The sequence below is a fragment of the Sphingomonas sp. MA1305 genome, from assembly GCF_016107325.1.
Classification (GTDB): Bacteria; Pseudomonadota; Alphaproteobacteria; order Sphingomonadales; family Sphingomonadaceae; genus Sphingomonas.
This window is the reverse complement of record NZ_RCVT01000002.1, coordinates 1033542-1054998: the sequence shown is the minus strand read 5'-3', so window position 1 is coordinate 1054998 and position 21457 is coordinate 1033542. Positions and strand designations below refer to the sequence as shown.

General features: G+C 63.2%; 25 protein-coding genes. 14 read left to right on the top strand and 11 right to left on the bottom strand.

Translation table 11 applies throughout. The features are described 5' to 3' along the window. The first annotated feature begins 120 nt into the window (after positions 1–120). Complete coding sequence (locus tag D9601_RS13070) at positions 121–630, top strand: hypothetical protein (protein WP_198354410.1); 510 nt, start codon at positions 121–123, stop codon at positions 628–630. A gap of 69 nt (positions 631–699) precedes the next feature. Here D9601_RS13070 and D9601_RS13065 read toward each other — a convergent pair whose 3' ends face one another. Further along, entirely contained in the window at positions 700–1086 is a 387-nt protein-coding gene (locus D9601_RS13065; RefSeq protein ID WP_198354409.1) for a hypothetical protein, read from the bottom strand. 235 nt (positions 1087–1321) lie between these two features. On the opposite strand from D9601_RS13065, the gene D9601_RS20065 reads away from it, so the two are divergent. The 3 genes from D9601_RS20065 to D9601_RS13055 all read left to right on the top strand — a co-directional run bounded on the left by D9601_RS20065 (position 1322) and on the right by D9601_RS13055 (position 2777). Beyond that, positions 1322–1453, top strand: coding sequence for a hypothetical protein (locus D9601_RS20065; RefSeq protein ID WP_269769675.1), 132 nt, complete (start codon positions 1322–1324; stop codon positions 1451–1453). Between the two features lie 251 nt (positions 1454–1704). Then, positions 1705–2019: a hypothetical protein gene (locus D9601_RS13060; protein ID WP_198354408.1), complete on the top strand. Its 315-nt coding sequence runs from the start codon at positions 1705–1707 to the stop codon at positions 2017–2019. A 422-nt stretch (positions 2020–2441) separates the two neighbouring features. Next, on the top strand, positions 2442–2777 hold the full coding sequence (locus tag D9601_RS13055; protein ID WP_198354407.1) for a hypothetical protein: 336 nt from the start codon (positions 2442–2444) through the stop codon (positions 2775–2777). A 480-nt stretch (positions 2778–3257) separates the two neighbouring features. Here D9601_RS13055 and D9601_RS13050 read toward each other — a convergent pair whose 3' ends face one another. The 3 genes from D9601_RS13050 to D9601_RS13040 all read right to left on the bottom strand — a co-directional run bounded on the left by D9601_RS13050 (position 3258) and on the right by D9601_RS13040 (position 6423). Then, positions 3258–3638: a response regulator gene (locus D9601_RS13050; protein ID WP_198354406.1), complete on the bottom strand. Its 381-nt coding sequence runs from the start codon at positions 3636–3638 to the stop codon at positions 3258–3260. A gap of 2 nt (positions 3639–3640) precedes the next feature. After that, positions 3641–5413 (bottom strand): PAS domain-containing protein, encoded by a 1773-nt coding sequence (locus D9601_RS13045; RefSeq protein WP_232474086.1) that lies wholly within the window; start codon positions 5411–5413, stop codon positions 3641–3643. A 629-nt stretch (positions 5414–6042) separates the two neighbouring features. After that, positions 6043–6423 (bottom strand): hypothetical protein, encoded by a 381-nt coding sequence (locus D9601_RS13040; RefSeq protein WP_198354405.1) that lies wholly within the window; start codon positions 6421–6423, stop codon positions 6043–6045. Between the two features lie 430 nt (positions 6424–6853). On the opposite strand from D9601_RS13040, the gene D9601_RS13035 reads away from it, so the two are divergent. Then, on the top strand, positions 6854–7105 hold the full coding sequence (locus D9601_RS13035; RefSeq protein ID WP_198354404.1) for a hypothetical protein: 252 nt from the start codon (positions 6854–6856) through the stop codon (positions 7103–7105). A gap of 187 nt (positions 7106–7292) precedes the next feature. Continuing rightward, on the top strand, positions 7293–7520 hold the full coding sequence (locus tag D9601_RS13030) for a hypothetical protein (protein ID WP_198354403.1): 228 nt from the start codon (positions 7293–7295) through the stop codon (positions 7518–7520). A gap of 127 nt (positions 7521–7647) precedes the next feature. Here the strand turns inward: D9601_RS13030 and D9601_RS13025 are convergent, their stop codons facing one another. Beyond that, positions 7648–8118 carry a hypothetical protein gene (locus D9601_RS13025; RefSeq protein ID WP_198354402.1) on the bottom strand — a complete coding sequence of 157 codons (471 nt, stop codon included), beginning with the start codon at positions 8116–8118 and terminating at the stop codon, positions 7648–7650. Between the two features lie 151 nt (positions 8119–8269). Between D9601_RS13025 and D9601_RS13020 the strand changes: the two genes are divergently transcribed. After that, the gene (locus D9601_RS13020) at positions 8270–8830 is read left to right on the top strand and encodes a hypothetical protein (RefSeq protein WP_198354401.1); all 561 of its coding nucleotides are present in this window, start codon (positions 8270–8272) and stop codon (positions 8828–8830) included. Between the two features lie 11 nt (positions 8831–8841). Further along, positions 8842–10080: a DUF1996 domain-containing protein gene (locus D9601_RS13015; RefSeq protein WP_198354400.1), complete on the top strand. Its 1239-nt coding sequence runs from the start codon at positions 8842–8844 to the stop codon at positions 10078–10080. A gap of 96 nt (positions 10081–10176) precedes the next feature. Here the strand turns inward: D9601_RS13015 and D9601_RS13010 are convergent, their stop codons facing one another. Next, positions 10177–10818 (bottom strand): PEPxxWA-CTERM sorting domain-containing protein, encoded by a 642-nt coding sequence (locus D9601_RS13010; protein WP_198354399.1) that lies wholly within the window; start codon positions 10816–10818, stop codon positions 10177–10179. Positions 10819–11015: 197 nt separating this feature from the next. On the opposite strand from D9601_RS13010, the gene D9601_RS13005 reads away from it, so the two are divergent. Beyond that, positions 11016–11195: a hypothetical protein gene (locus tag D9601_RS13005; RefSeq protein WP_198354398.1), complete on the top strand. Its 180-nt coding sequence runs from the start codon at positions 11016–11018 to the stop codon at positions 11193–11195. Positions 11196–11376: 181 nt separating this feature from the next. Here D9601_RS13005 and D9601_RS13000 read toward each other — a convergent pair whose 3' ends face one another. Then, complete coding sequence (locus D9601_RS13000; protein ID WP_232474085.1) at positions 11377–11970, bottom strand: PEPxxWA-CTERM sorting domain-containing protein; 594 nt, start codon at positions 11968–11970, stop codon at positions 11377–11379. A 1066-nt stretch (positions 11971–13036) separates the two neighbouring features. Here D9601_RS13000 and D9601_RS12995 point away from each other — a divergent pair. Beyond that, a complete protein-coding gene (locus tag D9601_RS12995; RefSeq protein WP_198354397.1) occupies positions 13037–13381 on the top strand; it encodes a hypothetical protein in 345 nt (114 codons plus the stop codon). Between the two features lie 161 nt (positions 13382–13542). Here the strand turns inward: D9601_RS12995 and D9601_RS12990 are convergent, their stop codons facing one another. Continuing rightward, positions 13543–13869 carry a hypothetical protein gene (locus D9601_RS12990; RefSeq protein ID WP_198354396.1) on the bottom strand — a complete coding sequence of 109 codons (327 nt, stop codon included), beginning with the start codon at positions 13867–13869 and terminating at the stop codon, positions 13543–13545. Between D9601_RS12990 and D9601_RS12985 the strand changes: the two genes are divergently transcribed. Then, the gene (locus tag D9601_RS12985) at positions 13868–14350 is read left to right on the top strand and encodes a hypothetical protein (RefSeq protein WP_198354395.1); all 483 of its coding nucleotides are present in this window, start codon (positions 13868–13870) and stop codon (positions 14348–14350) included. The two genes, D9601_RS12990 and D9601_RS12985, sit on opposite strands and share 2 nt — an antisense overlap. Positions 14351–15080: 730 nt before the next feature. Here the strand turns inward: D9601_RS12985 and D9601_RS12980 are convergent. The 3 genes from D9601_RS12980 to D9601_RS12975 form a co-directional block, all read right to left on the bottom strand. Next, positions 15081–15287, bottom strand: coding sequence for a hypothetical protein (locus D9601_RS12980; protein WP_198354394.1), 207 nt, complete (start codon positions 15285–15287; stop codon positions 15081–15083). Positions 15288–15969: 682 nt separating this feature from the next. Next, positions 15970–16095, bottom strand: a complete 126-nt coding sequence (locus D9601_RS20060) for a hypothetical protein (protein ID WP_269769674.1) — start codon at positions 16093–16095, stop codon at positions 15970–15972. Positions 16096–16193: 98 nt separating this feature from the next. After that, positions 16194–16586, bottom strand: coding sequence for a glycine zipper 2TM domain-containing protein (locus D9601_RS12975; protein ID WP_198354393.1), 393 nt, complete (start codon positions 16584–16586; stop codon positions 16194–16196). Positions 16587–16745: 159 nt separating this feature from the next. Between D9601_RS12975 and D9601_RS12970 the strand changes: the two genes are divergently transcribed. From D9601_RS12970 to D9601_RS12960, 3 genes are read left to right on the top strand one after another with little or no spacing between them, the layout of a single operon-like run. After that, a complete protein-coding gene (locus D9601_RS12970; RefSeq protein WP_332837992.1) occupies positions 16746–17303 on the top strand; it encodes an RNA polymerase sigma factor in 558 nt (185 codons plus the stop codon). Further along, a complete protein-coding gene (locus D9601_RS12965; protein WP_198354392.1) occupies positions 17287–18255 on the top strand; it encodes a FecR family protein in 969 nt (322 codons plus the stop codon). Before D9601_RS12970 ends, D9601_RS12965 begins: the two co-directional genes overlap by 17 nt. A gap of 51 nt (positions 18256–18306) precedes the next feature. Next, positions 18307–21411, top strand: a complete 3105-nt coding sequence (locus D9601_RS12960; protein ID WP_198354391.1) for a TonB-dependent receptor — start codon at positions 18307–18309, stop codon at positions 21409–21411. The last annotated feature ends 46 nt before the right edge of the window (positions 21412–21457 follow it).

The window sequence follows — 21457 nt, the reverse complement described above, 5'->3', positions numbered from 1 at the left end:
CTGGCCGCGCCAGGACTGTCGAGGACGAGGCGCGGGCTGTGAGCCACGCAACCGCCGCGCGACACCGGCGCCTGGCGATCCCCGGCCCGCCTGTCGGCACCCACGCCGGAGAGCCCGTCCATGCCTAAGCCGAAGCTCAAGCCGAGCGCCCGCATCCGCCGTGCCCGGCCAATGAAGTCGGAGGCCGAGCGCACTGGCAACCTGGCCCGATCGATCGGCGTTCCTGGAGCGCAGATCCCGAACCTTGCCATGGCCAAGATCGTCGACCTGTCCGCCGAGCTTGGCGAGAAAATGAAGGTCGTGAACGTGTTGGTGAACCGCGGCGGCACTGCCGTGGAGCAGTGGTTTGGCCGCGATCCAGCCGGCTTGTTCGACGAGCCGCAGCAGCGCGCAATCCGCCACACCCAGGCGCTCTGGAGCCGAGCCGACTGCCAGCTTCGTGCCGTCGATCACAGCCGAGACGTGGTCGACAATCAGGTCGAAGGCATGTCGCAGCAGGAGGCGCTGGACGAGCTCAAATGGCTGAAGGACCGCATGCCGCGGCCCTATTGGGACGTGTTCGAGAGCGTTTGCCGGTTCGACGAGGAAGCAGGCGTTGCCGGTTCCAGGTTGGCGAGCAACAGTCGTTAGGCCGTCGATGCGGCGAAGACGACGGTGGCTTTCGCTGCAAGCCTGATTGCGATGTGGCGGCGTCTTTGATCAAGCTGCAACGGACGAACGCGAATGCAACCCGAGCCACTCCTCGGCTTCAGGAATGGTGGGAAACATTTGCACCCCGTCGCGCACCTGCAACCGCTTGGTCTGCATCCGAGCCATTGGCGTCTCGGCAACCAAGGCCACCTTGCCTCCACTCGGATCGCTCAGAAACTTCTGCAAAGACGTGATTGTGGACTGACTCTGAAGGACGGCATTCCGTAAGTCGACGATGATGCGCTGATCGCCGAATTTGCATCCCAGCGACATAATGGCCTTCACCGTGTCGCCCACGAATTTCGTCTTGATATCGTAATCCCAAAACGTGTCTTTAAATGTAATGACGATTAAAGACTGATCCGTGTCAGCACTGATGTGGTAAGCCGCTTCCATAGGTACGCCCGCATGTTACTCAATGGTATGGTACACGCGTTAATTGCGATATGTTATAGAACCGCAAATAAGATCACGAAATCTCCGTCATGTTGGAGAAAAAAATGAAGCCGGCAACTGGCTCCTGAAGACGGACAAGGCGCGTTCGATCGATTGCACATCAGGCGATCGAACGCAGCCGGCCGCAAAGCGCAATCAGCCTGCCTCCTCTTCCTTTTGCACCTCATATGAGTACATGCGCATCATCATCCCTGCTATGGATGACGCCGCGCCTGTCACCAAGCAGATCGTGAGAACCGGGTCACGGCTTGCGCTGCGCCAAGACACAATCGCCAGTAAAACAACGCTTATCGTGGATACGGCATAACCGATCACTTTTACCTTTGCGCTGCGTGGGAGCGCCTGCCAACTTCTCATCCGACGGCGCTAGCTGACTGTCACCAAACTGTCACCGATCGAGCAATCGATGAACTTTAGTTTAGTCGGGAGGTCACCTATATATCGTTGTGCTTACCGATTTTGGCTTGCACGGGCATCGCCGCACCCTCCCCTGAGCCAATCACCAGGCGCAGCTACCACCCAGTTGCGGACGTCGGGCGAACTTATTTGAGTCACAGCATGATCCTCATTGCACTTGCCGCCGCGGGAGCGACCTGCCCCTATCCAATGTTCCATCAGGTGACGATGCGCTCGAAGGCTGATCTGCCGGCTGAAGCGTTGGCGGCGGTCGGGCCTATGGCGGAGCATGACGCGCCATTCCGGGGGGGCGACGTGGTGTTCCCAGACTCGCCGCCGCAACAGCGCTTCATCTCAGCAGTAGGCCGAGGATGCGAGATTATTCTCACGTACGAGCATGGCGGTTTGTCGCACAATTTTACCGTTGAAGTCATCCGCTATGCCGACGGGCATTGGACACTGGGGGCGGGGCTCTAGTCCGGGACCGCGTCGTTTACGTCCGCTTACGCCCAATTGTGGACGTTCACCCGCTCCGTATGGAAATTACCGCGCGCCTATGCCAGCAAAGAGGTCATGGACGCTGGCTTAGCGCTGATCATCGGTGTGTTAGCAAGTGCGAGCGCAGGCTTTATGCTTTGGAGGACGATCGCAGCGATGCGGTCTGGCTCGATTTGGCTTCGTGGGCAGCAGGTAATCCGCCGCGGAGAGCCAGTTTGGTTCTGGGCGTATATGGCCACCTATAGATTGATATTGAGCGTGATGCTCTATGGGGTCGGGGTCGCCGCGAGCCGGTAGCGGATGTCGGCAATCGCCCAGAAGCGGACATAGACGACTGGCGAAGGACGCCGCTCATCAACGATCCGATTGCTGTCTATATGTCGTGACGGCATGGTCGTGGCATGACCTGGACCGAGGCCCAGATTGTTCAAGCGCACGAGCACTGCTTCGAGAACGCGCAGGAGGTGCAGGCAAGCGCGCAGTGTGCCTGCTACTTCTGTGCGGCTAACGAGTTGCCAGGAGCCTATTTCGAACCCGGCGCTATCACAGAGTGGCTCAACCCAGCCGGTCGCGACGCCAAGACCGGTGCAGAGATTCTTCGATCGGGTTCGAAGCCTTTGTCCGATCGAGCAACCGCGATCTGCCCGAACTGCACGTTCGACATGGTCATCGGAGATGCGTCGGGCCTCCCGATCACCGATCGATCTCTACTATCCGCGATCAACGAGCGGTTTTGATGAACAAGGCCGCGCAATCGACGCCGGGTCAAGCGATGTCCGCTCCCCCCCCAAAACCGAACAGGCCGCTTCCGCCCAATTGCGGACATTATCGCGTGATATATAGAAGAAGTCATGCCTGACGGAACGAGCCAAGTCGACGATCGTCGCGGCCCTCCTCCAAACCGTCCGATAAGTGGGCCGTTGATGCTGGGCCTTTTGACCATGCCGCTTTTGTTCGGCTGGTTCTTGGCACGCCGGGGGTATGCGAACAGCACAAGAGTAATCGTGGCTGTGTACGCTCTTCTCGCACCCGCGATCGCGATCTTAGCTCGTTAGGCAGCGAAGAGATGCTTGTCTGCTACCCCCCCAGAAGCGGCCATTCCCCTTCCGCCGGAACCCAGACGTCTGTTCATGAGCTGGGAGCGCCACGAACGGACGCCGGCTGCGAGCAATAGTTCGCCGTATCACAGGGTTGTTCGCGTTCGCGGCGGCCGCGCTCTACGGACGCGCCATATCCTCGATCTGCCGCAGCAGGCGATATGGATCGAACGGTTTGGGCAGGAACATCGCTCGCACCGGCAGTTCGCTTTCCGGGATCGGCGCGTTGCCAGATACGACGAAAAGTACGGTTGGTGGGAAGCGCTCGCGGACGTAGTGCGCCAACTTCACCCCATCCATCGATCCAGGCATCTGCACGTCAGTGAGGACGACACGGATCTCCTTATGCTCGTCGAGGATAGCGATGGCCTCGTCCGCATTCTCTGCCTCGAACACCCGCCACTTCGCGTGCGTGAAGAAGTCCACCAGGTCGAATCGGACCAGTGCCTCGTCCTCGACAATCAGGATTGTCTTGCTGCCGATAGGCGTGCTCTGACCCACGATTATTTCCCGGTCACGATGGCGGCGTCTCCAAGCCGCGTTTCGAGTTCAAAGACCAAACCTTCAGGTCGATAGTCGGTTGCGGCCTTGCCGCTGAAATAGGAACGAAGCGATCGCTCGATCAGGACCGAACCGAACCCCTTACGCTCGGGGGGCGTGATAAGGGGGCCTCCCACTTCGCGCCAGACAATTGCAAGCGTCGCATCTTCGTCGAGACCATCCACCGACCAGGTCAGCATCACCCTGCCTGTCCCGTTCGACAGTGCACCGTATTTGGCGGCGTTTGTCGCGAGCTCATGGAGCGCAAGGGCGAAGGCGACGGTCACTTCTGGCTTCAGCGTCACCGAAGGCCCCAACAAGATGATGCGCTCGCCAAGATGGCCGTGCGGGGACAAGGCGCGGGATGCGACTTCGCCCAAATCGGCTGATCGCCAGGAACTGCCGGTTAGCACATCTGTCGCACCGCCCAGTGCCACCAAACGTGCCGAAAGGTTCTGGCTTGCCCGTGCAGCTTCCGGGATGCCGCGCAATGTCTGGGCCGCGACTGACTGTACAACGGCAAGGACGTTCTTCAGGCGGTGCGCCAACTCACCATTCAGCAGACGCATGTCGTCTTCTGCGCGTCGCCGCTCGCGGAAGTCGCGGGTGACAGTGCCATAGCCGATCAGGACGCCCGTCGCATCGGTAATGGGGAACACGGAGTAGAGCACCGGGATTGGCGCGCTTGTGCGGAAATGCCGGAAGTCCACCTCCCCCGCCCAATGACCATTCCGCTCAACCGCCGGCAGAACCTCATCCGCAATTTTTTGAGCCTGTTCGGGCGCAAAAAAGTCAGTGATGGATAGATGCTCGACGGCCGCATCTTCTAAACCGACGAGCCGTTTGGCTGCATCATTCAGGTAAAAGACGCTGCCGTCCGTCCGCGCCATGCCGATGAAGTCGGTGCTATTTTCGGCAAGACGCACGAACCGGTCGCGTTCCTCTTCGCTCGCCCGTAGGTTCGTAATGTCGCGTGAGACGGACAGGATACGGTCAGGACGACCGTCCGACCCCGCGATCGGGCTGACCGCGACATGCCACCATTTCGGCGTGCCACGATAAGTATCCGCCTTGCCAATGAAGCTGCGGGCTTCGCCTTCCTTTGCCGCGGCAACGGCGGCTTTGGCCTCCGCGTTACCGGCATCCCGCCAGAAGTCCGGCCAAGGACAGCCGGCGACCTCGTTGAAGTCGCTGACTTCCATGACCCGCTGACCGCCTTCACTCATGAAGGTCAGCTTGCCTTCGAGATCGAGCACCTTGATGCAATCGGTCGAACTGGCCAACACTCCGGACAGGAAGGCTTGTCGCTCCACCGCCCGTCGCTCGCTCTCGACCAATTCCTCGTTCAAGCGTCGTGCGCGGCGCAGTGACTCGCGCAATTCGGCAGTCAGCATGACGAGGCCGATCATGACGATCAGGAATAGGGAGGCCGCCAGCCACTGCTGCGGGGGCACCCATGTTGGATGGTCAATCCGGCCGAGGGTTACGACGCCGGTGGCAGCCGAAAGACAGGCCGCTAACAGACCGGGCCCCTTGCCCATGATCAAGGCAATGGCGATCGTTGCCGGAATGAAAAGCAGCCATGGCAGGGTATCAGGCACGAATGCGACACGCGCCAAACCGACGGCCAGGACTAGGATCGACGCCAATATATAGCGGGTGCCCTGAGATAACCGAAGATTGATCGACCAAATCACGATCCGGTCGGCGAAGCTTACAGGCTGAGAACGGATCATGTGGCTGTCCAGAGGAGGACAAGCCCCCTGGCAAATCCTTGATCCGGGTTAAACCATTTCAGCTCAATCGAAAATAGGGCCAGTGCGGGCAAAGCGGCCGCAGTGCGGCGCAGTTGATAGACTTCGCCTCCGGGAGCGGTCGGACTGCTTACCCCCAAATGTGGACATTCGCCAGTTTTCAAGCGCAACGCTTAACCAGTGCGCAGCAAAGTGGCAGACAGGTTGTGGATGGTAGAGCCGCGCCCGACGGGGTTGCGGCTCCTTCCATATCTGGGCCTCTCAGGCTGCTCGGTCGTACGCGACGCCAGCTACATCATCGACCAGAACCTCGGCCGCTAGCAAGCAGACAAGCTGGGCGCGATACAATGCCGCCAGTTCTTGATGCATAGCCTTAACGCTCTCGCACGTCGCAAGCTCTGCTAGGGCTAGCTGGTCGTCGACTGATCGCTGTACGCACTCGGGATTAAGGCCGGAAAGCATGATACGCCTGTCGGCGTTGGGTCATGAGCGCTCAATGTACTGAAGTAGTTAATGGCGACGCGTACGGTGCCGCACTCACGTGCCGGGCGATGGCTCGGGTGAACGCGACCGTACGTTAGCCCCGGCCATTTCAGGACCGAGCTATGCTTTCACGGCAGCTTGAGCGCCTTCGCCTCTGCGTCGATCTGGCTAAGCATGAAGTTGCGCATATTGGCGGAAGCGCGACAATAGCCTTCCCAGTCCGCTTCGATAGCCCTCAAGGTCCATTTGCCAATATGCGCGGCGGATAGAAGCCGAGCTTGGCGGGCATCGTCTACTACGCGAGCCAGCTCAGGGCTCACGCCTGCGGCGGATGCTCGTGCACCATCGAACATCATTTCGAGCCTCGTCGCTCGCGCACGGCTGGTCTGGGATAGCTTCAGTCGGATAGCGGATAACGCGGGCATATCTGGAGCGGGCTTGGACGTCTCATTTGCCAGATCGGTGATCAGGACCCGCAGTTTCAAATGCATCGACGCCAGGTGTTCCATTCACTCCCCCGTTTGTCACCGCCTCGCTTCGCCTAAGCACTACGCAGAACGGCATCCCCACGGGCTTTTTAATCGTCTGCGAGCAAAAAAATCGTTAAACCTGAGGCTCTTCGCAAGCTTCAATGCTGTGTAGAGTAAACCATGGCAGAACGAAAGCGAGGCAGGGCAGGCCCAGCGCAGCGCGCCCGCCGCCTCGCGCGCGAAGGCGAACTACTTAAGCAGCTCACTCGAGTTATCTGACCTCGATACCTTATGTGGCAGTGCTGAACGCAGCCTCCCCGGTAAGCCATCAGCAAAGCGCGGGTCGCCGCGTAGTGGCCGGTCTCGCCAACCGTCGCCGCGCTGAGCGCGAGCTGTGCTTCCAAGGGCCTTCCGGCCTGACCCCATCGCCCAGCCATAGCGATCCTTCCGCGTCCCTGCCGCAGGCTGGGTGGCGCACGCCTCAACGAAAGGGGTAACCCCATGTTCGACACCAAGAACCGGTGGCAGAGCCGTACTCTGGCTGCAGACCGTCGCTGCCATCTTCGCGCTGCTTGGCGCCTTCGGCGCTTTGCCGGCCGACCTCGACCAGGAGCAAGTCGTCAGCGTCATCATGGCGATCGTCGCCGGCGTGACCATCGTCCTGCGCTTCAAGGCGAGCCACGCGATCGCGCCGACGCCGACCAACACCAGCCCCGGCTGATGTGGTGGAAGCTGCTGGCGGGCGCGGGCTCCCTCGCGCTCGCCGTCTTCCTGGTCCTGACCTACGGCAACGCGCGCGAGGCGCAGGGCCGGCTGACGGAACAGGTTGCCGCTGCGAAACGCCAGGCGCTGGCGGATCGGCAAGCAGGCGATGCGGCCCTCGCGGCCGAGCGCCGGGTGACCGCGGCGTGGGCGACTATGCCGCCCGCGCCGCGGCGCTGCGCCCTATCGTCCCCACCAACACCAAAGAGGTCATGACCTATGCGGCGACACCTGCCGGCGCTGCTTTGTGCCGCGCTGCTGACCGGGTGCGGCTCGTCGACGGGCTCGACGCGGCCCTCTTTCCTTCCACCCCCGGCCCCGCCGGCGGCAGCGCTGCAGCCTTGCCTGCCGTCGCCGCAGACGCGCCAGCCTGACGGTAGCGCCTCCGCGGCCGACGACGACGCCACCCCGTCAGGGACGCTTCGATCTGCGCTCCAGCGACGACAAGCGCCGCCTGCTGCTTGAGCCTTGGCCGCGTTGAAACAGGGTGATTGGAAGCGGTCAGGGTTTGCCCGAGTGCGATTCCTCGTCTCGCTCAACAGTGTCGACGCCGTGCTGCCTCGACAATAGCTCCTCGACGAGATCGCCTTCCAAGACGATCGCTCGATGCAGCGAGCCGCCGATCAGTCGAACGGCTGCGCAATAGCCTCGCCAATCATCCTCAACCCGTGATCTCGGCCATGCCTGCATATGAGCGCGGTATGACTCCGAAGCGGAAATAGACGCGATCTTGAGATCATTGGCAGCAGATCGATCCACCGCGTCTTCAAATTGGGATAGCGGCTCGAAGATGTGTCGATGTTTGAAGGCTTGATAGACCGTCACGATCGAATTCATCTCAAGTCGTAGCTTTGGAAGGCGGCTCAGGAACCGGTCCTGCCCCTCGCCCAACGACATCAGAACAGTTGAAATGACGTCGAGCGCCTCCTGACGGAGCCGCCTCGCTTCGATCATGATGGGCTGCGTCGGCACTACGGTTTCTCCGTCCGCCCCTTCGGACGTGGCGAGCCCCTAGCATTGATGCGGATTGGATAATCAGCTCAGTTCGAAACCGCACAAAATCCGACCGCTGCCCAACTCATCTCAGGCAGCCCGTCCGTCCGCTTCAACCTCGAAAGGACCCATGGCGAACAAGCTCTATCCCAAGTGCGATCAGGCGCTGCTGACCGCGGGCGTCAACCTGGTCAGCGGCATCGTGAAGGCGCAGCTGGTCGACACCAGCACCTACACCTATTCCGACACGCACCAGTTCCCGTCGGACGTGTCCGCGGCCGCGCACTACGGCACCGCGGCGACGCTGGCGAACAAGACCGTCGTCAACGGCCTGTTCGATGCCGACGACGCCCTTTTCACCTCGGTTCCCGCAGGCTCCAGCGGCTCGACCGACAAGTTCGGGCCCGGCAACGACACCGGCGTCACGATGACGAACACGCTGACGTTGCCGGTCAACGGCCTCGCGCTGCGGTTCGCGATCAACGACATCGACAATACCAACAGCGGCCCCGCCACACTGACGAACGACGACGGCGGCACCACCATCGCGACGGGGAACTTCACCAACTTCGACGACGGGCAGACCCTCTCCACCGTCGCCACCTTGCCCGCGATCGCGAGCCCATCCGTCGTTTTCGCTGGCAGCGCGTCCTACATCCGCCTGACCGGCATCGCGTTCGGGCCTGCATGAGGAACATGACCATGAAGCACCTTCTCATTCTGGCGCTGCTCGTCCTCACCGGCCCAGCCGCTGCCCAGTCGGTGTCGAGCTGCGGCACGGTGGCGATCGGCAAGGCCGATGCCTCGAACCCGGTGAAGTTCGCCACGGCCGCCGACTGCTTCGGCAAGGCCAAGGTGATTGCGGCGAGCGCGGCGCAGACGCGCCGCGACCGTATCGCCGCCATTACGCCTGCGCCCGCCCCATCGCCCACCCCCCAGCCGGCCGCAGTGACGCCGATCGCGAGCAACTTCGCCACTGCGCCGCTGATCGGGCCCGGCGCGCACAACCCGGTACCCTCGGGCAAGCCGGACAATGTCGGTGCCTTTCGGTTCATCTGCACCGCCGGTCAGCTGAACTATGACGATCCGATCCTGTATCCGGGCGTCAAGGGCGGCTCGCCGCACCTCCACCAATGGTACGGCAACGATGGCGGCAATTGGGCCTCGACCTATGCCAGCCTGCGCGCGAGCGGTGAGAGCACCTGCTCGAACAAGCTGAACCGCTCGGCCTATTGGGTGCCGGCGCTGATGAACGCGGCGGGCAAGGTGATCGTGCCCGATTACATGTCGATCTACTACAAGCGCCTGCCCGACGGTGATCCGCAGTGCCTGAAAGAGTCAGCCAAGGGCTGCGTCGGTCTGCCGACTGGCCTGCGCATCGTCTCCGGCTACGACATGAAGCGGATGGGCCAGCCCCAGCCCGAGAACGCCACCTATACCCACCGCTGCATCACCGACGGCAAACCGCAGATCGAGCGCGCCACGCTCGCCGAGGCGATCGCCGATTGCGGCGGTGCCGGTCAGATCATGTCGGCGATCAACTTCGGTGCCTGCTGGAACGGCGACCTCGACAGCGCCGATCACCGCTCGCACGTCACCCAGGCCAAATACATCGGCGAAGCGTATCCGCAGTGCCCGGCCGACCATCCCTATCTGATCCCGCAGCTGCGCCAGCAGCTGGCCTATACGATCACGGCTGATGATGGTGACGTGTGGTTCTCCTCCGACCGCATGAACGGCATGACCATGCCCGGCGGCTCGACCTTCCATGCGGACTATATGGAAGCCTGGGACCCCGGCGTTCGGAAGGTCTGGGAAGGCCGCTGCATCGGCCGGCTGCTCAACTGTTCGGATGGCGAGCTTGGCGATGGCACGATGCTGAAGCGCGGGCCGCTGACCTATGCAGCGGTGCAGCGGCTGATCGACGCGCCGGCCCGCTGACGTTCTCGGCGCGATAGCACGAGCCGCCGCGGACACAGAAAAGCCGCCGCCCCTCGTTGGGACGGCGGCTCCTCTCAACCTGACCGAAAGGTCAGATCAGGCGAAGCGAACGGTCGTGTTGACGTTCTTGCGGCGACGCATCGCGAAGCCGACAGCGCCCATACCGAGGATCATCATTGCCCAGGTCGCCGGCTCGGGGACAGCGCCGGCAACCGCGCTGACGTTGCTGGTGAAGGTGAAGTTGACGTCGCTTGCCATGCCGTTCTGCGAGGCAGTCGCCAGGGTGAACATGCCGGTCGACGTGTCGGCAGCGTTTCCGTTGCTGAACGTGCCGGTCCCGGTAATCGTCACGCTGGTGCCCAGCGGCGACCGGGTAAGCGCTGCGTTGGTGAAGTTGAAGACGATGTTGCTGGCATTGCCGAACGACAAGAACGGATTTGCCGTCGGGTTCGCAAAGGCACCCAGAGCGAGGTCCGCGATCGAGGCGGTCAGGCCGTTGAGACCGGCGAAGCTACCCGTCGCGTTGCCGACCAATGCCGTGCCGTTAGTGCCAAAGCCGTTACCAGTGCCGCCGGACGCACTGCCAAAATCGAGGCCCGTAGCGGTCGCCGCAGTGCCGCCAACGTAGCTGCCACCGAAGGAAGTGAGACTGAACGATCCCATGATCGGCGCAGCGTTCGCGCTGGATGCCACGCACATAGCGGTGCCGGCCGCGAGCAACCCAAGAAATTTCTTCATGATCTTACCTCTCTGAACCACCCAGCACTCCGGGCTCTCGGCGAAATTCGCCGTGTGCCGGCAAGTTCCAACCTCGCCGGGGTGGTTTACGAAATGTTAAGCGGTGTCCTAGATCGGGACACCTAAACCGAGGTGGGAACCACACGACGATCGCGCCGTTTCGCGGCCCTAGTGACCGCGTAAAAGGTGCATTTGGTATGTCCGCATTCGAAACGATGATCCTGCTCGTTGCGGTAATTTGGGGTGGCAGCATAGCCGCTACCTTTATCGCCGCACTCGCATCGCTGGCGTCCGACCGCGTGCATGAACTGCTTCTGGGAGAACCGCGACGCCGCGATCACCGGCTGATCCCAAGCTTCCGCGAAGCAGGGCAATAAGGCGTCGATACATCCTGATAGGCGGCAACGACGGGATGCAGGCACCAAGTATCTGATCGTCGATCATCAGCCGTTCACCAGCTTCAAGTCATCGCCCTATTGCAGGACAGGCAGCAAAGACAGAAAAGCCGCCGCCCCTTGCCCGGACGACGGCTCATCTTAGCCTGATAACGGGTCGAAATCAGGCGAAGCGGACGGTCATGTTGACGGTCTTGCGGCGACGCATAGCGAAGCCGACTGCGCCCATGCCGAGAATCATCAACGCCCAGGTGGCGGGCTCGGGGACGGCGGCAGTTGCCGGGCTCAGGTTGAGATTATCGATAACGACCTGAGAATTTGGCGAGACGAATGAAAAACTAGTGATCGGCACCGCGTTGAAGGAGTGCAGTGTCGGCGAGGAGATCAGTGTGTCGAACGTTTCACTGAAGACCTGCGTGAGCCCGTTGTAGCCCGTCACCGTGACGGATTGGTCGCCGTAGGCACCCGTGAAATACGCGCTATTCAACAGGAATGCCGTCGCCGACGAAATCGAGGCGATATTACCGTACCCGTTGAAGATCACGTTAGGTGCGGAAACCACACCGGCTGCGTAACCATACCCATAACTTTGGCCGGCCACGTTGTAAACATTGCCAAAAGTATAGCCCTTATAGCTCGTGAGGGCGACATAATCGCTCGTCGGCGCGTCCTCGAAATTCAGCACCTCCGCATTGGCGTGGCTCGACATCAACATTGTGGCGCCTGCCATCGAGAGTGCGAGAATTGTCTTCTTCATGTGTCATCCCCTTTGCGCCACGCAAAGGAGCGGGGCTGAGAACTGCATTAATCTGATATTCACCAGGTAGATAGGCCCCAGGGCAGCACTAATTTTGATCGTGCCATATCGGTGCATTAACCGACGTTACTCCGCGGTGAGCGCCTGCCGCGCAGCCACGGCCAATTCGCGGAACGCTGCCTGCCACGTCGCCCCGCCTTGATCCCACGGCAACGGACCTTCCATCGCTCAATGCGGCTGTCCCACAGCTTCGCGGCGAGGTGCGCGATCCGCGCCTCACCAGATCGGGGCAGGGGTATGGTTCGTCGACGTCCCACGCTCCGACCTTGGCATAGGATGCGCCGACCAAGTCCGGCTGCAGGATGACCGTCTCGCTTTCCGGCTGCCCCTTGATCCGGTCTGCATCGGCTGTCCTCCGACCCGATCCGCAGAGCCATCCAAGACGTTCCGTTTTGTTCTCGACATCAGCATCAGCGCGCTGGTCGGTCAGACGTAGTGTCCCTCGTCCCCGACGGTGCAGGAGCCCAAGCGGGCACGCCGATTTCCGCCGATCTCCCGCCCCCGGCACTCCCTGTCCTTGTGCCCCGCCTCAGCCCCTGTGCAACAGGATACCCAATTCAGCGTCGAAGGTGCCCTCGTCCACTGGCATACAATCCGGTCACGCTGCTCTTGTCAGGCACGATGTTGGACGCAGACTGGGTTGGTTTCCGAGGATAATTCCACCGGCCCTACTCTGCACGGCTGCCGCTAGGATGAGAGCGGCTGCATGACGCCGGAGCCATGCGGCTTCTGATGGGTCGCCGTGATTGGCGCGATGCAGCGCCCGAAGGGCTTCATTCTCGAGCTCGTCGATCGTCATGCAGGCCAACTAAGCCAGCGACCGTGACGTTTCGAATGATGGATCTGGTGAACACGGCGGTATGTTTATCGACGTCCGGTATCCCAGTTCAGAGCCCGCTCGTCTGCGCCATGCAAAGCGCACGAAGGGCGACGTAACCAATCAGCTGTCCCTGAGCGCCTTCGCGTCGTACATCGCTCACGCGCAATCGGCGCCTAGGAGCATAGCATGAAGATCGCGGTCGCCGCAGCCTTGGGTTTAGCCATTTCGGTCGGCAGCACGCCCCTGCATGCCCAATCGTCGTTGGACGACGTACGCTGCTTATTGATCAGCAACGTGGTGGGGCCGAAAGCAGAGAATGACGCCAGCCGGAAATTGGCCGCGATGACCTCCGCATATTACCTCGGTCGCATCTCGAACCTCCCATCGGCAACGATCACCTCCTCGCTTCGTCAGCTCGGCACGGGCATCAGCGGCGCCGATGCGGTGAAAGTCCTGAAAGCGTGCGCAGCCCGCGCCCAAGCGACGAACCAGCGCCTCGCCGCTGCGGCAAAGGCGGCTGCAGCAAAGTGAGGCCGCACGCCAAAGGCCTGGCCGATGAGGCTAAGGATCAGCGGCGAACCGAGAAGCGAGGCTGAGTGAGGACGGCGGGCGAGGGACCGCACCATCGCGGAACGCGGCCTGCCACCTCGCCCTCGCCCGCGTCATATGCCCCAATGGAGGGGGCGCCAGCCCTATTCGTCCTCGTCTCTCTCAGCGCCTTTCGCGCCACGGGCGACAAGCAGGTCACGGAGTTGTTTCTGGATGCTGGCACCAGTCGTATGGCCGTGAACGTTCTCGTAACGCTCTGCCGCCAGCTGATGCCGGATGTCGGCCAAGCTGTGACAGGCGCCTGACTTTGCAAGTTCGATCGCGCGCTCGATGATGCTTAGGGGGCGGGTGCTCATTGCGATAACGTAATTATGCAACCGCCTCGAGACCAGCAGGCCGCTGGCGCGGTACCGTACCATGCGACGTGCAGCCGCGAATTCATTAACCTGTGAAGTCCAGGCTGTTGCCATGTCAATTCAGCCTTTGCTCCAAGCTGTCACTCCTCGCTTCAGCGATGATATCCGAGCGGATGCCGATCAGTTTGTAAATGAAGCAAGGGAGCTGGTCACACGAGCTCGTGCGCTCGTCGAAACGGATCAGGTCAGCGTCTCGGAGATTATCAGCATCGATCGCGGGCGCGTGTTCGAACTTTTGGGTCGCTATCAGCGCTTCAAGCATGGAGCGATTTTCGACCCGGTGATTCAGGCTGCCCAGAAGCAGCGCTCGGCAACGGCGCGCCTGTTGAAATGCGAATGCATTTTGATGGGGGAGGCATTCAGCACGTACTTTACGCGATGGCAGCACGTGAACGTTGCGGATGACTGGCAGGCATATCGACGCGAAATGCTCGCCATGTCCGAGCAGCTACTTCGCCATCTACAGGTTGAGCACGCCGCTATCGTTTCGCTGATCAACGACACAGAGGCCCCTGAGCACGACCATATCGCATGACGTCGTGTCTGAGGCGGCGGAAGCCTCGGAGTATCACGCGCGACCAAGAATGCGGGCGCCGCCGCCGTGGTCTCGAGGCGATCGGTGGTGGACCTGCTGATCATGGCGCCGTCACCCGCGAACGCCCCCCGCATGCCAGTAGCGGTCAGCCCTGCTCGCTGCCGGCGTGACGAACACGGGGCGCCGAAGCCCCCCGGAGCGGGAACGTCCATGGATCCCAATTGACAGCGGCGCGTTCTGGGCACGTCCGGGGTACCGGCACAATCTTGGCTACGGTTGGCGTCAGGCGTATGGATCCTTTGTTAATTGTGCTCGTGCTGCTGATTGCGCTCCTTGGCGTGGCGGTTCGGATGGCCGGTGCCGAGAGCCGTCGGCGCAAGCGCGCGTACGCCGCATATTTCCAGCAGCCTAAATCTTATCGGTCGAGACGGTAAACCGCCTCACTATTCGTACCGGCGGTATTGCTCACCACTACTCACGGCCATATTGCGCCGCGATCGCGACGGCGTTTCATGTGCCGGGCCATCTGTTGTGGTCATGCGCGAGCCATTTCGCGACATCGCGTTGCCCCTTCCACACAGCAACCGTCAGGATAGCGCATCTCATCGGCGTGTAAGCTGGGGTACTCGCGCGGGCGTCACACCGGAAAAGGTAATGGCGTGCCGAATGCCAAGCTCGCGATCGCGGCGATCCCCTCCGCGCTGCCACCCCAACCGCGCCAACCTAATCCTTAGCTGTCGCCGCCTTTGCGCTGGTCGGTCAGCCGCGGCGTATGCGACCAGCGCTGGACCAGCCGCGATGCCAGGCCGCCGCGCTGGAAATAGTCGACCCAGGCGCGTCGCGCGGCACGTCGGCGGCGCTGCACGGCGACAAAGGACAGCACCACGGCAATGGCAATCGCAGCGGTCACGCCGACAATGGCAGGCCACATGTCCATGGCCGGAGCCTAAGCCGCTATGACCGCGGTGCAAACCCCGGATAATGGAGGACGCGCAGCGATTTCTCTGGCGTCAGGACAGCACTGGCTCTGCCTGACGGCCTTTGCCGACGCCGGTCCGGCCGAACACTGTGCCAAAATGGGGCTCTCGCTCGATTGGCTCACGGAACCACAACGGCGTCGCGGAATTGATGCGTCACTATGCCGGCAAGAAGCCCGGTGGGTCTGAGGATTCTATGCACCGTACGAAGCTTGGCCTGTTTGGGACGTCCCGCCCCGCTGCGAATGCCGACGATCACCAACCCCATGATCGTACACTGCCTGTCGAGCATCTGGAGCTGTTGGCCGGGCTGACCCCGGTGGAGCGAGCCACGGCGGAAGCGATGCTACGGAATGATGCGATCGCCGCCTGATCCGGCAAACCGCATCTTCGATCACAGAGATCGACATTATCATCATACCCGCTTTGGCTGAATGTCAGGGCTCTTGCCTTGCAGTTACAGTCGGAATGCGCATACCCTTGATCCGAAAAGCCCTTAACGGCTTTGGAAGGAGAGCGGGTGGTAGGCATGATCGTGAAGGCGATTGCGACGTGGTGCCTGATATCGATGGCTGCGGGCACAGGTCTTGGTCTGACGATGGCGCGGGCTAAGAGTAAGCGCCTGTCGCGCTGATCCGGGGTTCAGGTCAGGCCGGCGGCGCTGGCCAAGGCCCAGATCATACCGGCGAAGCCGATCAGGAATATCGCCAGAGCCAGGAAACCGCGCCGGTCGGCGGCCCGTCGGCGCGGCGGCAATTCGGGTGTCATGGCCATCCCCTGCGTCAGCGCGGCACCACGCTGTTGCCGCAGTAGGCCCGCCGCCGCAAGGTCGCCGGCATCGGAGCGCCGGCGCCCCTGCCACAGCCTCAACGGCAGCGGACGTTATCGCGGTCGATCGCCTGCCCCGCCACGGCGCCGCCGGCCGCGCCGAGCAGGGTGCCGAGCGTCTGCGACCCGCCTGAGGTGAGCGCCGCGCCGAGTGCGCCACCGGCGATGCCGCCGACGATGAGGCCGGTCGTACCGTCATTGCGCCGGCAATAATAACGGCCGTTCTGTCCGACATAGACGCGATCCGAGGCGCGCAGCCGCCGCTCGCGATAGCGCGGCCCGTCGACATAATAGCGATCGGCGTAATAGCCGCCATAGGCCGGATCCGGCCGGTTATAGTCATAGGCGTAGCGCCGGCCACCATAGCTGTCGCCGACGCATCCCGACATCAGGGTCGCCGCCGCCATCAGGCCCAGGGTGAGTGCACGCATCAGGTCCTCCCTCATCGTTGATGTCGATCAATCGCACGGATCGGTGGAAAGTTGCCTCCGCGTCAGGGCCAATGACGCACCTTGCGGAAACCCGAAGAATTCGCGCGCGGCATGACGGAAATGCGTGCCGCCTGCCTCTATCCCTGCGAGAGGGGAGACGTGACGGAACGCGAAGCTCTGGCGGAATGGGTGGGACGGGAGATCCTGCCGCATGAGCGCGATCTCAGGGCATGGCTGCGCCGCCGTGTCGTGGGGGATGTGGAGGATGTGGTGCAGGAATGCTATTGCCGCCTCGCCCAGATCGCGGACGTCGGAGCGATCGACAACGGTCGCGCCTATCTGTTCACGATGGCGGGCAACATCGTCAAACGCCAGCATCGCGGCGCGCGCATCGTGCCGATCGAGGCGGCGATCGACGACGTCCACCATCAGATCGAGAGTGACCAGCCCGGCCCGGAGCGCACCGCGCTGGCGCGCGACGAGCTACGCCGCGTGCAGGCGGCGCTGGCCACCCTGTCCGATCGCGCCCGCCGCATCTTCGTGCTGCGCCGGGTCGAGGGCATGCCGCAAAAGGAGATCGCCCGCACGCTCGGCGTCAGCGAGGCGGTGGTCGAGAATGAGGCGAGCCGCAGCCTGCGCGCCATTCTGACGATGCTGACCGAGGACGGCACCGCGCCGGTCGCGACACGAAGGAACCGGCATGTCCGACAGCGTTGAGGCGACGGCCGCCGCCTGGGCGCTGCGGCATCCGCTCGATCGTCACGACCGCGCCGAGCTCGACGCCTGGCTGGCTTGCGATCCGCGGCATGCCGGTGCCCTGCTGCGCGCGCAGGCGGCGCTCACCCTGATCGACCGGGCGGTCGCACCGGACGAGGCGCCGTCCCTGCCGCTCATGGCGGCGCCCCGCCAGGCCAACCGTCGCTGGGTGCTGGCCGGCGCCGGCGGCGCCATCGCCGCGGCACTGGCGGGCATGATCGGCTGGCAGCGCTGGATCGGTGAGGAGGTGACGACCACCCGCGGCGAGATCCGTCGCCTGCCGCTCGCCGACGGATCGGTCGCGACGATCGACACCGACAGCGCCATGCGCGTCCTGCTCGATTCGCAGAGCCGGCGCATCGCGCTGCAACAGGGCCAGGCGTGGTTCCAGGTCGCCAAGGACCGCCAGCGTCCGTTCGTGGTCGACGCGGGCATCGCCCAGGCCCGCGCGGTCGGCACCGCCTTTTCGGTCCGCCGCACCGAGGCGGGCGTGCAGGTTGCGGTGACGGAGGGCACGGTCGCGGTGTGGCCGAGCGATGCGCGCGGCGCGATGACGATCCTGGAGGCGGGACATTTCGCGACCTTTGCGCCCGGCCAGCCGACGCCGGTGACCGGCGCCGCCCCGGCCGCGATCCAGCGCTCGCTGGCGTGGCGCGACGGCGAGATTGCGCTGGAGAACGAGACGCTGGGCTATGCGATCGGCGAGTTCAACCGCTACAATCGGCGGCAGATCGTGCTGGCCGACGACAGCTTGAAGGACGAGCGGCTGGTCGGGCTGTTCCAGATCGACAATCCGGACGAATTCGTCGCCATGCTGGCGACGTCGTTCGACATGGTCGCCACCACCACGCCGCAAGAAATCCGCCTGACCAAGAAAAATCATCGCGACGGCGACGGAAACGCGACATCCTAGGCTCTTACCTGGTGAGCGCACCGACAACAGGGCGCCGCACAGGAGGGGACGATGATCGACATGCGCGCATTCTGTCTGGGGACCACCGCTTTCGCCTGCGTCGCGGCGCTGCCGTCGGCGGCCGAGGCGCAGGTCCGCCGCTTCGACATTCCGGCGCAGACCGCGCGCACCGGCATTCCGCTGTTCGCGCATCAGGCCGGCATCCAGATCCTCGCCCCCGCCGCGGTGACGCAGGGCCTGACCGTCAACCGGATCGAGGGGTCGATGGAGGTCGATACGGCACTCCGGCAGCTGTTATCGGGCACCGATTTGACACCGGTTACCGTGGGCCGCTCCATTGTCCTCAAGCGCCGTCAGGTCGCGCAGCTGGTACCGCCGCCGGTGCTGCAACGGGTCGCGCAGACCAGCCCGGCGGTGGCGCAGGACCAGCAGGGCGGCGCCATCCCGCCGCAGAACAACCCGACCGACGTCGCGCCCCAGGCTGCCGGTACGCAGCCCGACGGCGAGGGCGACGTCGTCGTCCGCGGCTTCCGCAGCAGCCTGGGCCGCGCGCTTAACGAGAAGCGCGAGTCGAACGGCATCGTCGACGTCATCAAGGCGGAGGACATCGCCGACTTCCCCGACAACAATCTGGCGGAATCGATCCAGCGCGTGCCGGGCGTGTCGATCGCGCGCGATGCGGGCGAAGGACGCCAGATCACCGTACGCGGCCTCGGCCCGCAATTTACCCGCGTCCGCGTCAACGGCGTCGAGGGGCAGAGCACCGCCGGCGGCACCGACAGCTCCGGCGGCAACAACCGCAACCGGGCGTTCGACTTCAACGTCTTCGCCTCCGAGCTGTTCAACTCGATCGCGGTACGCAAGACCGCCTCGGCGGAGACGGAGGAGGGATCGCTCGGCGCGACGGTCGACCTGACCACGGCGCGGCCGTTCGACTATAACAAATTCACCTTCGTCGCCTCGGCCCAGGCCGGCTACAACGACCTGTCGCAAAAGGTCGACCCGAAGCTCAGCGCGGTGATCAGCGACACCTTCGCCGGCGGCACGCTCGGCGCGCTCGTCTCCGCCTCCTACACCAAGCGGCGGATCTTCGAGGAAGGGCATGGCTCGGGCGGCTGGCTCGACGGCACCAACGTCGGCGGCTACAATCCCGCCTCGCCCTATGCCGCGGCCAATGCGGTGACCACCTACAGCCCGCGCTTCCCGCGCTACGGCCGGCTGACCCACGATCAGGAGCGACTGGGCATCACCGGCTCGCTGCAATGGCAGCCGACCAGCGACACCCTGGTCAGCGCCGACGTCCTCTATTCGAAATTCTCCGCGACCCGCACCGAGAACTGGCTGGAGAATCTCTCCTTCGCCCGCCCGCTGTCGCAGGGCGGCCGCCCCGAGGCGATCGCCCTCAACGGCGAGATCAACGGCAAGGGCGACATGGTCTATGGCGTGTTCAACGACGTCGACATCCAGAGCGAGACCCGCCGCGACGAGCTGAGCACCGAATATACCCAATATACGCTGACCGGCGAACAGAAGTTCGGCGAGGCGCTGAAGCTGACCGCACTGATCGGCTATTCGCGCTCGTTCTTCGACAATCCGGTGCAGACCACGGTGATCATCAACCGCGAGAACACCGACGGCTATAGCTACGATTACCGGCCGGACCGCAACCTGCCGCTGATCAACTACGGCTTCGACGTCAACGATCCGGCGAGCTTCGGCTTCGGCATCCCGCGGTCCGAGATCCGGCTGCGGCCCAATTCGGTCGACAACACCATCCTGACCACGCAGGCGAACCTCGCCTACACGCTCAACGACGGGCTGACGCTGAAGGTCGGCGGCAACGTCAAACGCTATCGCTTCACCTCCGACGCGCTCGCCCGGGTCAACGAGGGTGTCGTGCCGCAACTGCCCGCGGGCACCAGCCTCGCCTCGCTGACGACCTTGCTCACCGGCTTCGGCCGCAATCTCGGCGGTCCCTCGGGCAACGTCTCGTCGTGGATCACGCCCAATATCGACGCCTTCGCCAAGCTGTTCGACATCTACAGCAACACCGGCCTGTTCGCGCTGAGCGGCGCGAGCAACGCCAATGCGCGCGGCAACATCCGCGGCGTGCAGGAAATCGACTCCGCCGGCTACGTTCAGGCCGACTTCAAGGCGGACGTCGGCATCCCGATCCGCGGCGACATCGGCGTCCGCTACGTCCATACGCAGCAGACCTCGCGCGGCTATCAGCTCGTCGCCGGCGCGGCGCAGCAGGTCAGCGTGACGCGCTCCTACGACGACTGGCTGCCGGCGCTGAACCTGACCGCAGAGGTGACGCCCGATTTCCTCGTCCGCCTTGCCGCGGCCAAGGTGATGACGCGGCCCAACCTCGGCTCGGTGACGCCGGGCGGCAGCCTCAGCACCGTCGGCGTCTTCTCCGTCAGTTCGGGCAACCCGCAGCTCGAACCGATCCGCGCCAATACGCTCGACCTGTCCGCCGAATGGTATTTCGCGCCGCGCGCCTTTCTGGGCGTCGGCCTGTTCTACAAGGACATCAAGTCGTTCATCCAGACCGCACGGATCACCCAGCCGTTCAGCGCCTCGGGCCTGCCGACGTCGCTGCTCGACGGGCTCGGCGTGTCGGCCAACGACCAGTTCACCTTCAGCCAGCCGGTCAACACGCCGGGCGGACCGCTCAAGGGGCTGGAGATCAACTATCAGCAGCCGTTCAGCTTCCTGCCCGGGGCGCTCGCCAATTTCGGCACGCTGCTCAACTACACGTTCGTCGATTCCAAGATCCGCTATTTCTCGACGCTGTCGGCGACCGGCTTCACCGAGGCGGACCTCACCGGCCTGTCGAAGAATGCGTTCAACGCGACGCTCTATTATGAGGACAAGAAGTTCAGCGCCCGCGTCTCCGCCGCCTACCGCGACAATTATCTGACCGCGGTGCCGAGCGGAACGAGCTTCAACAACGCCGACGGCGTGCGCTCGACGCTGACCTTCGACACCTCGATCTCCTATGCGTTCAACAGCCACATCAAGCTGACGCTGGAGGGGCTGAACCTCACCGATCAGTTCAATCAGCAGTTCACCGATACCAACCGCGACAGCATCCTGGTCAACAGCCATACCGGGCGGCAATTCTATCTGGGCGTGCGCTACGCCTTCTGACCGGCTCGGCGCGGCCCCTCTTTCCCCAGGGCCGCGCCTCTTTGTG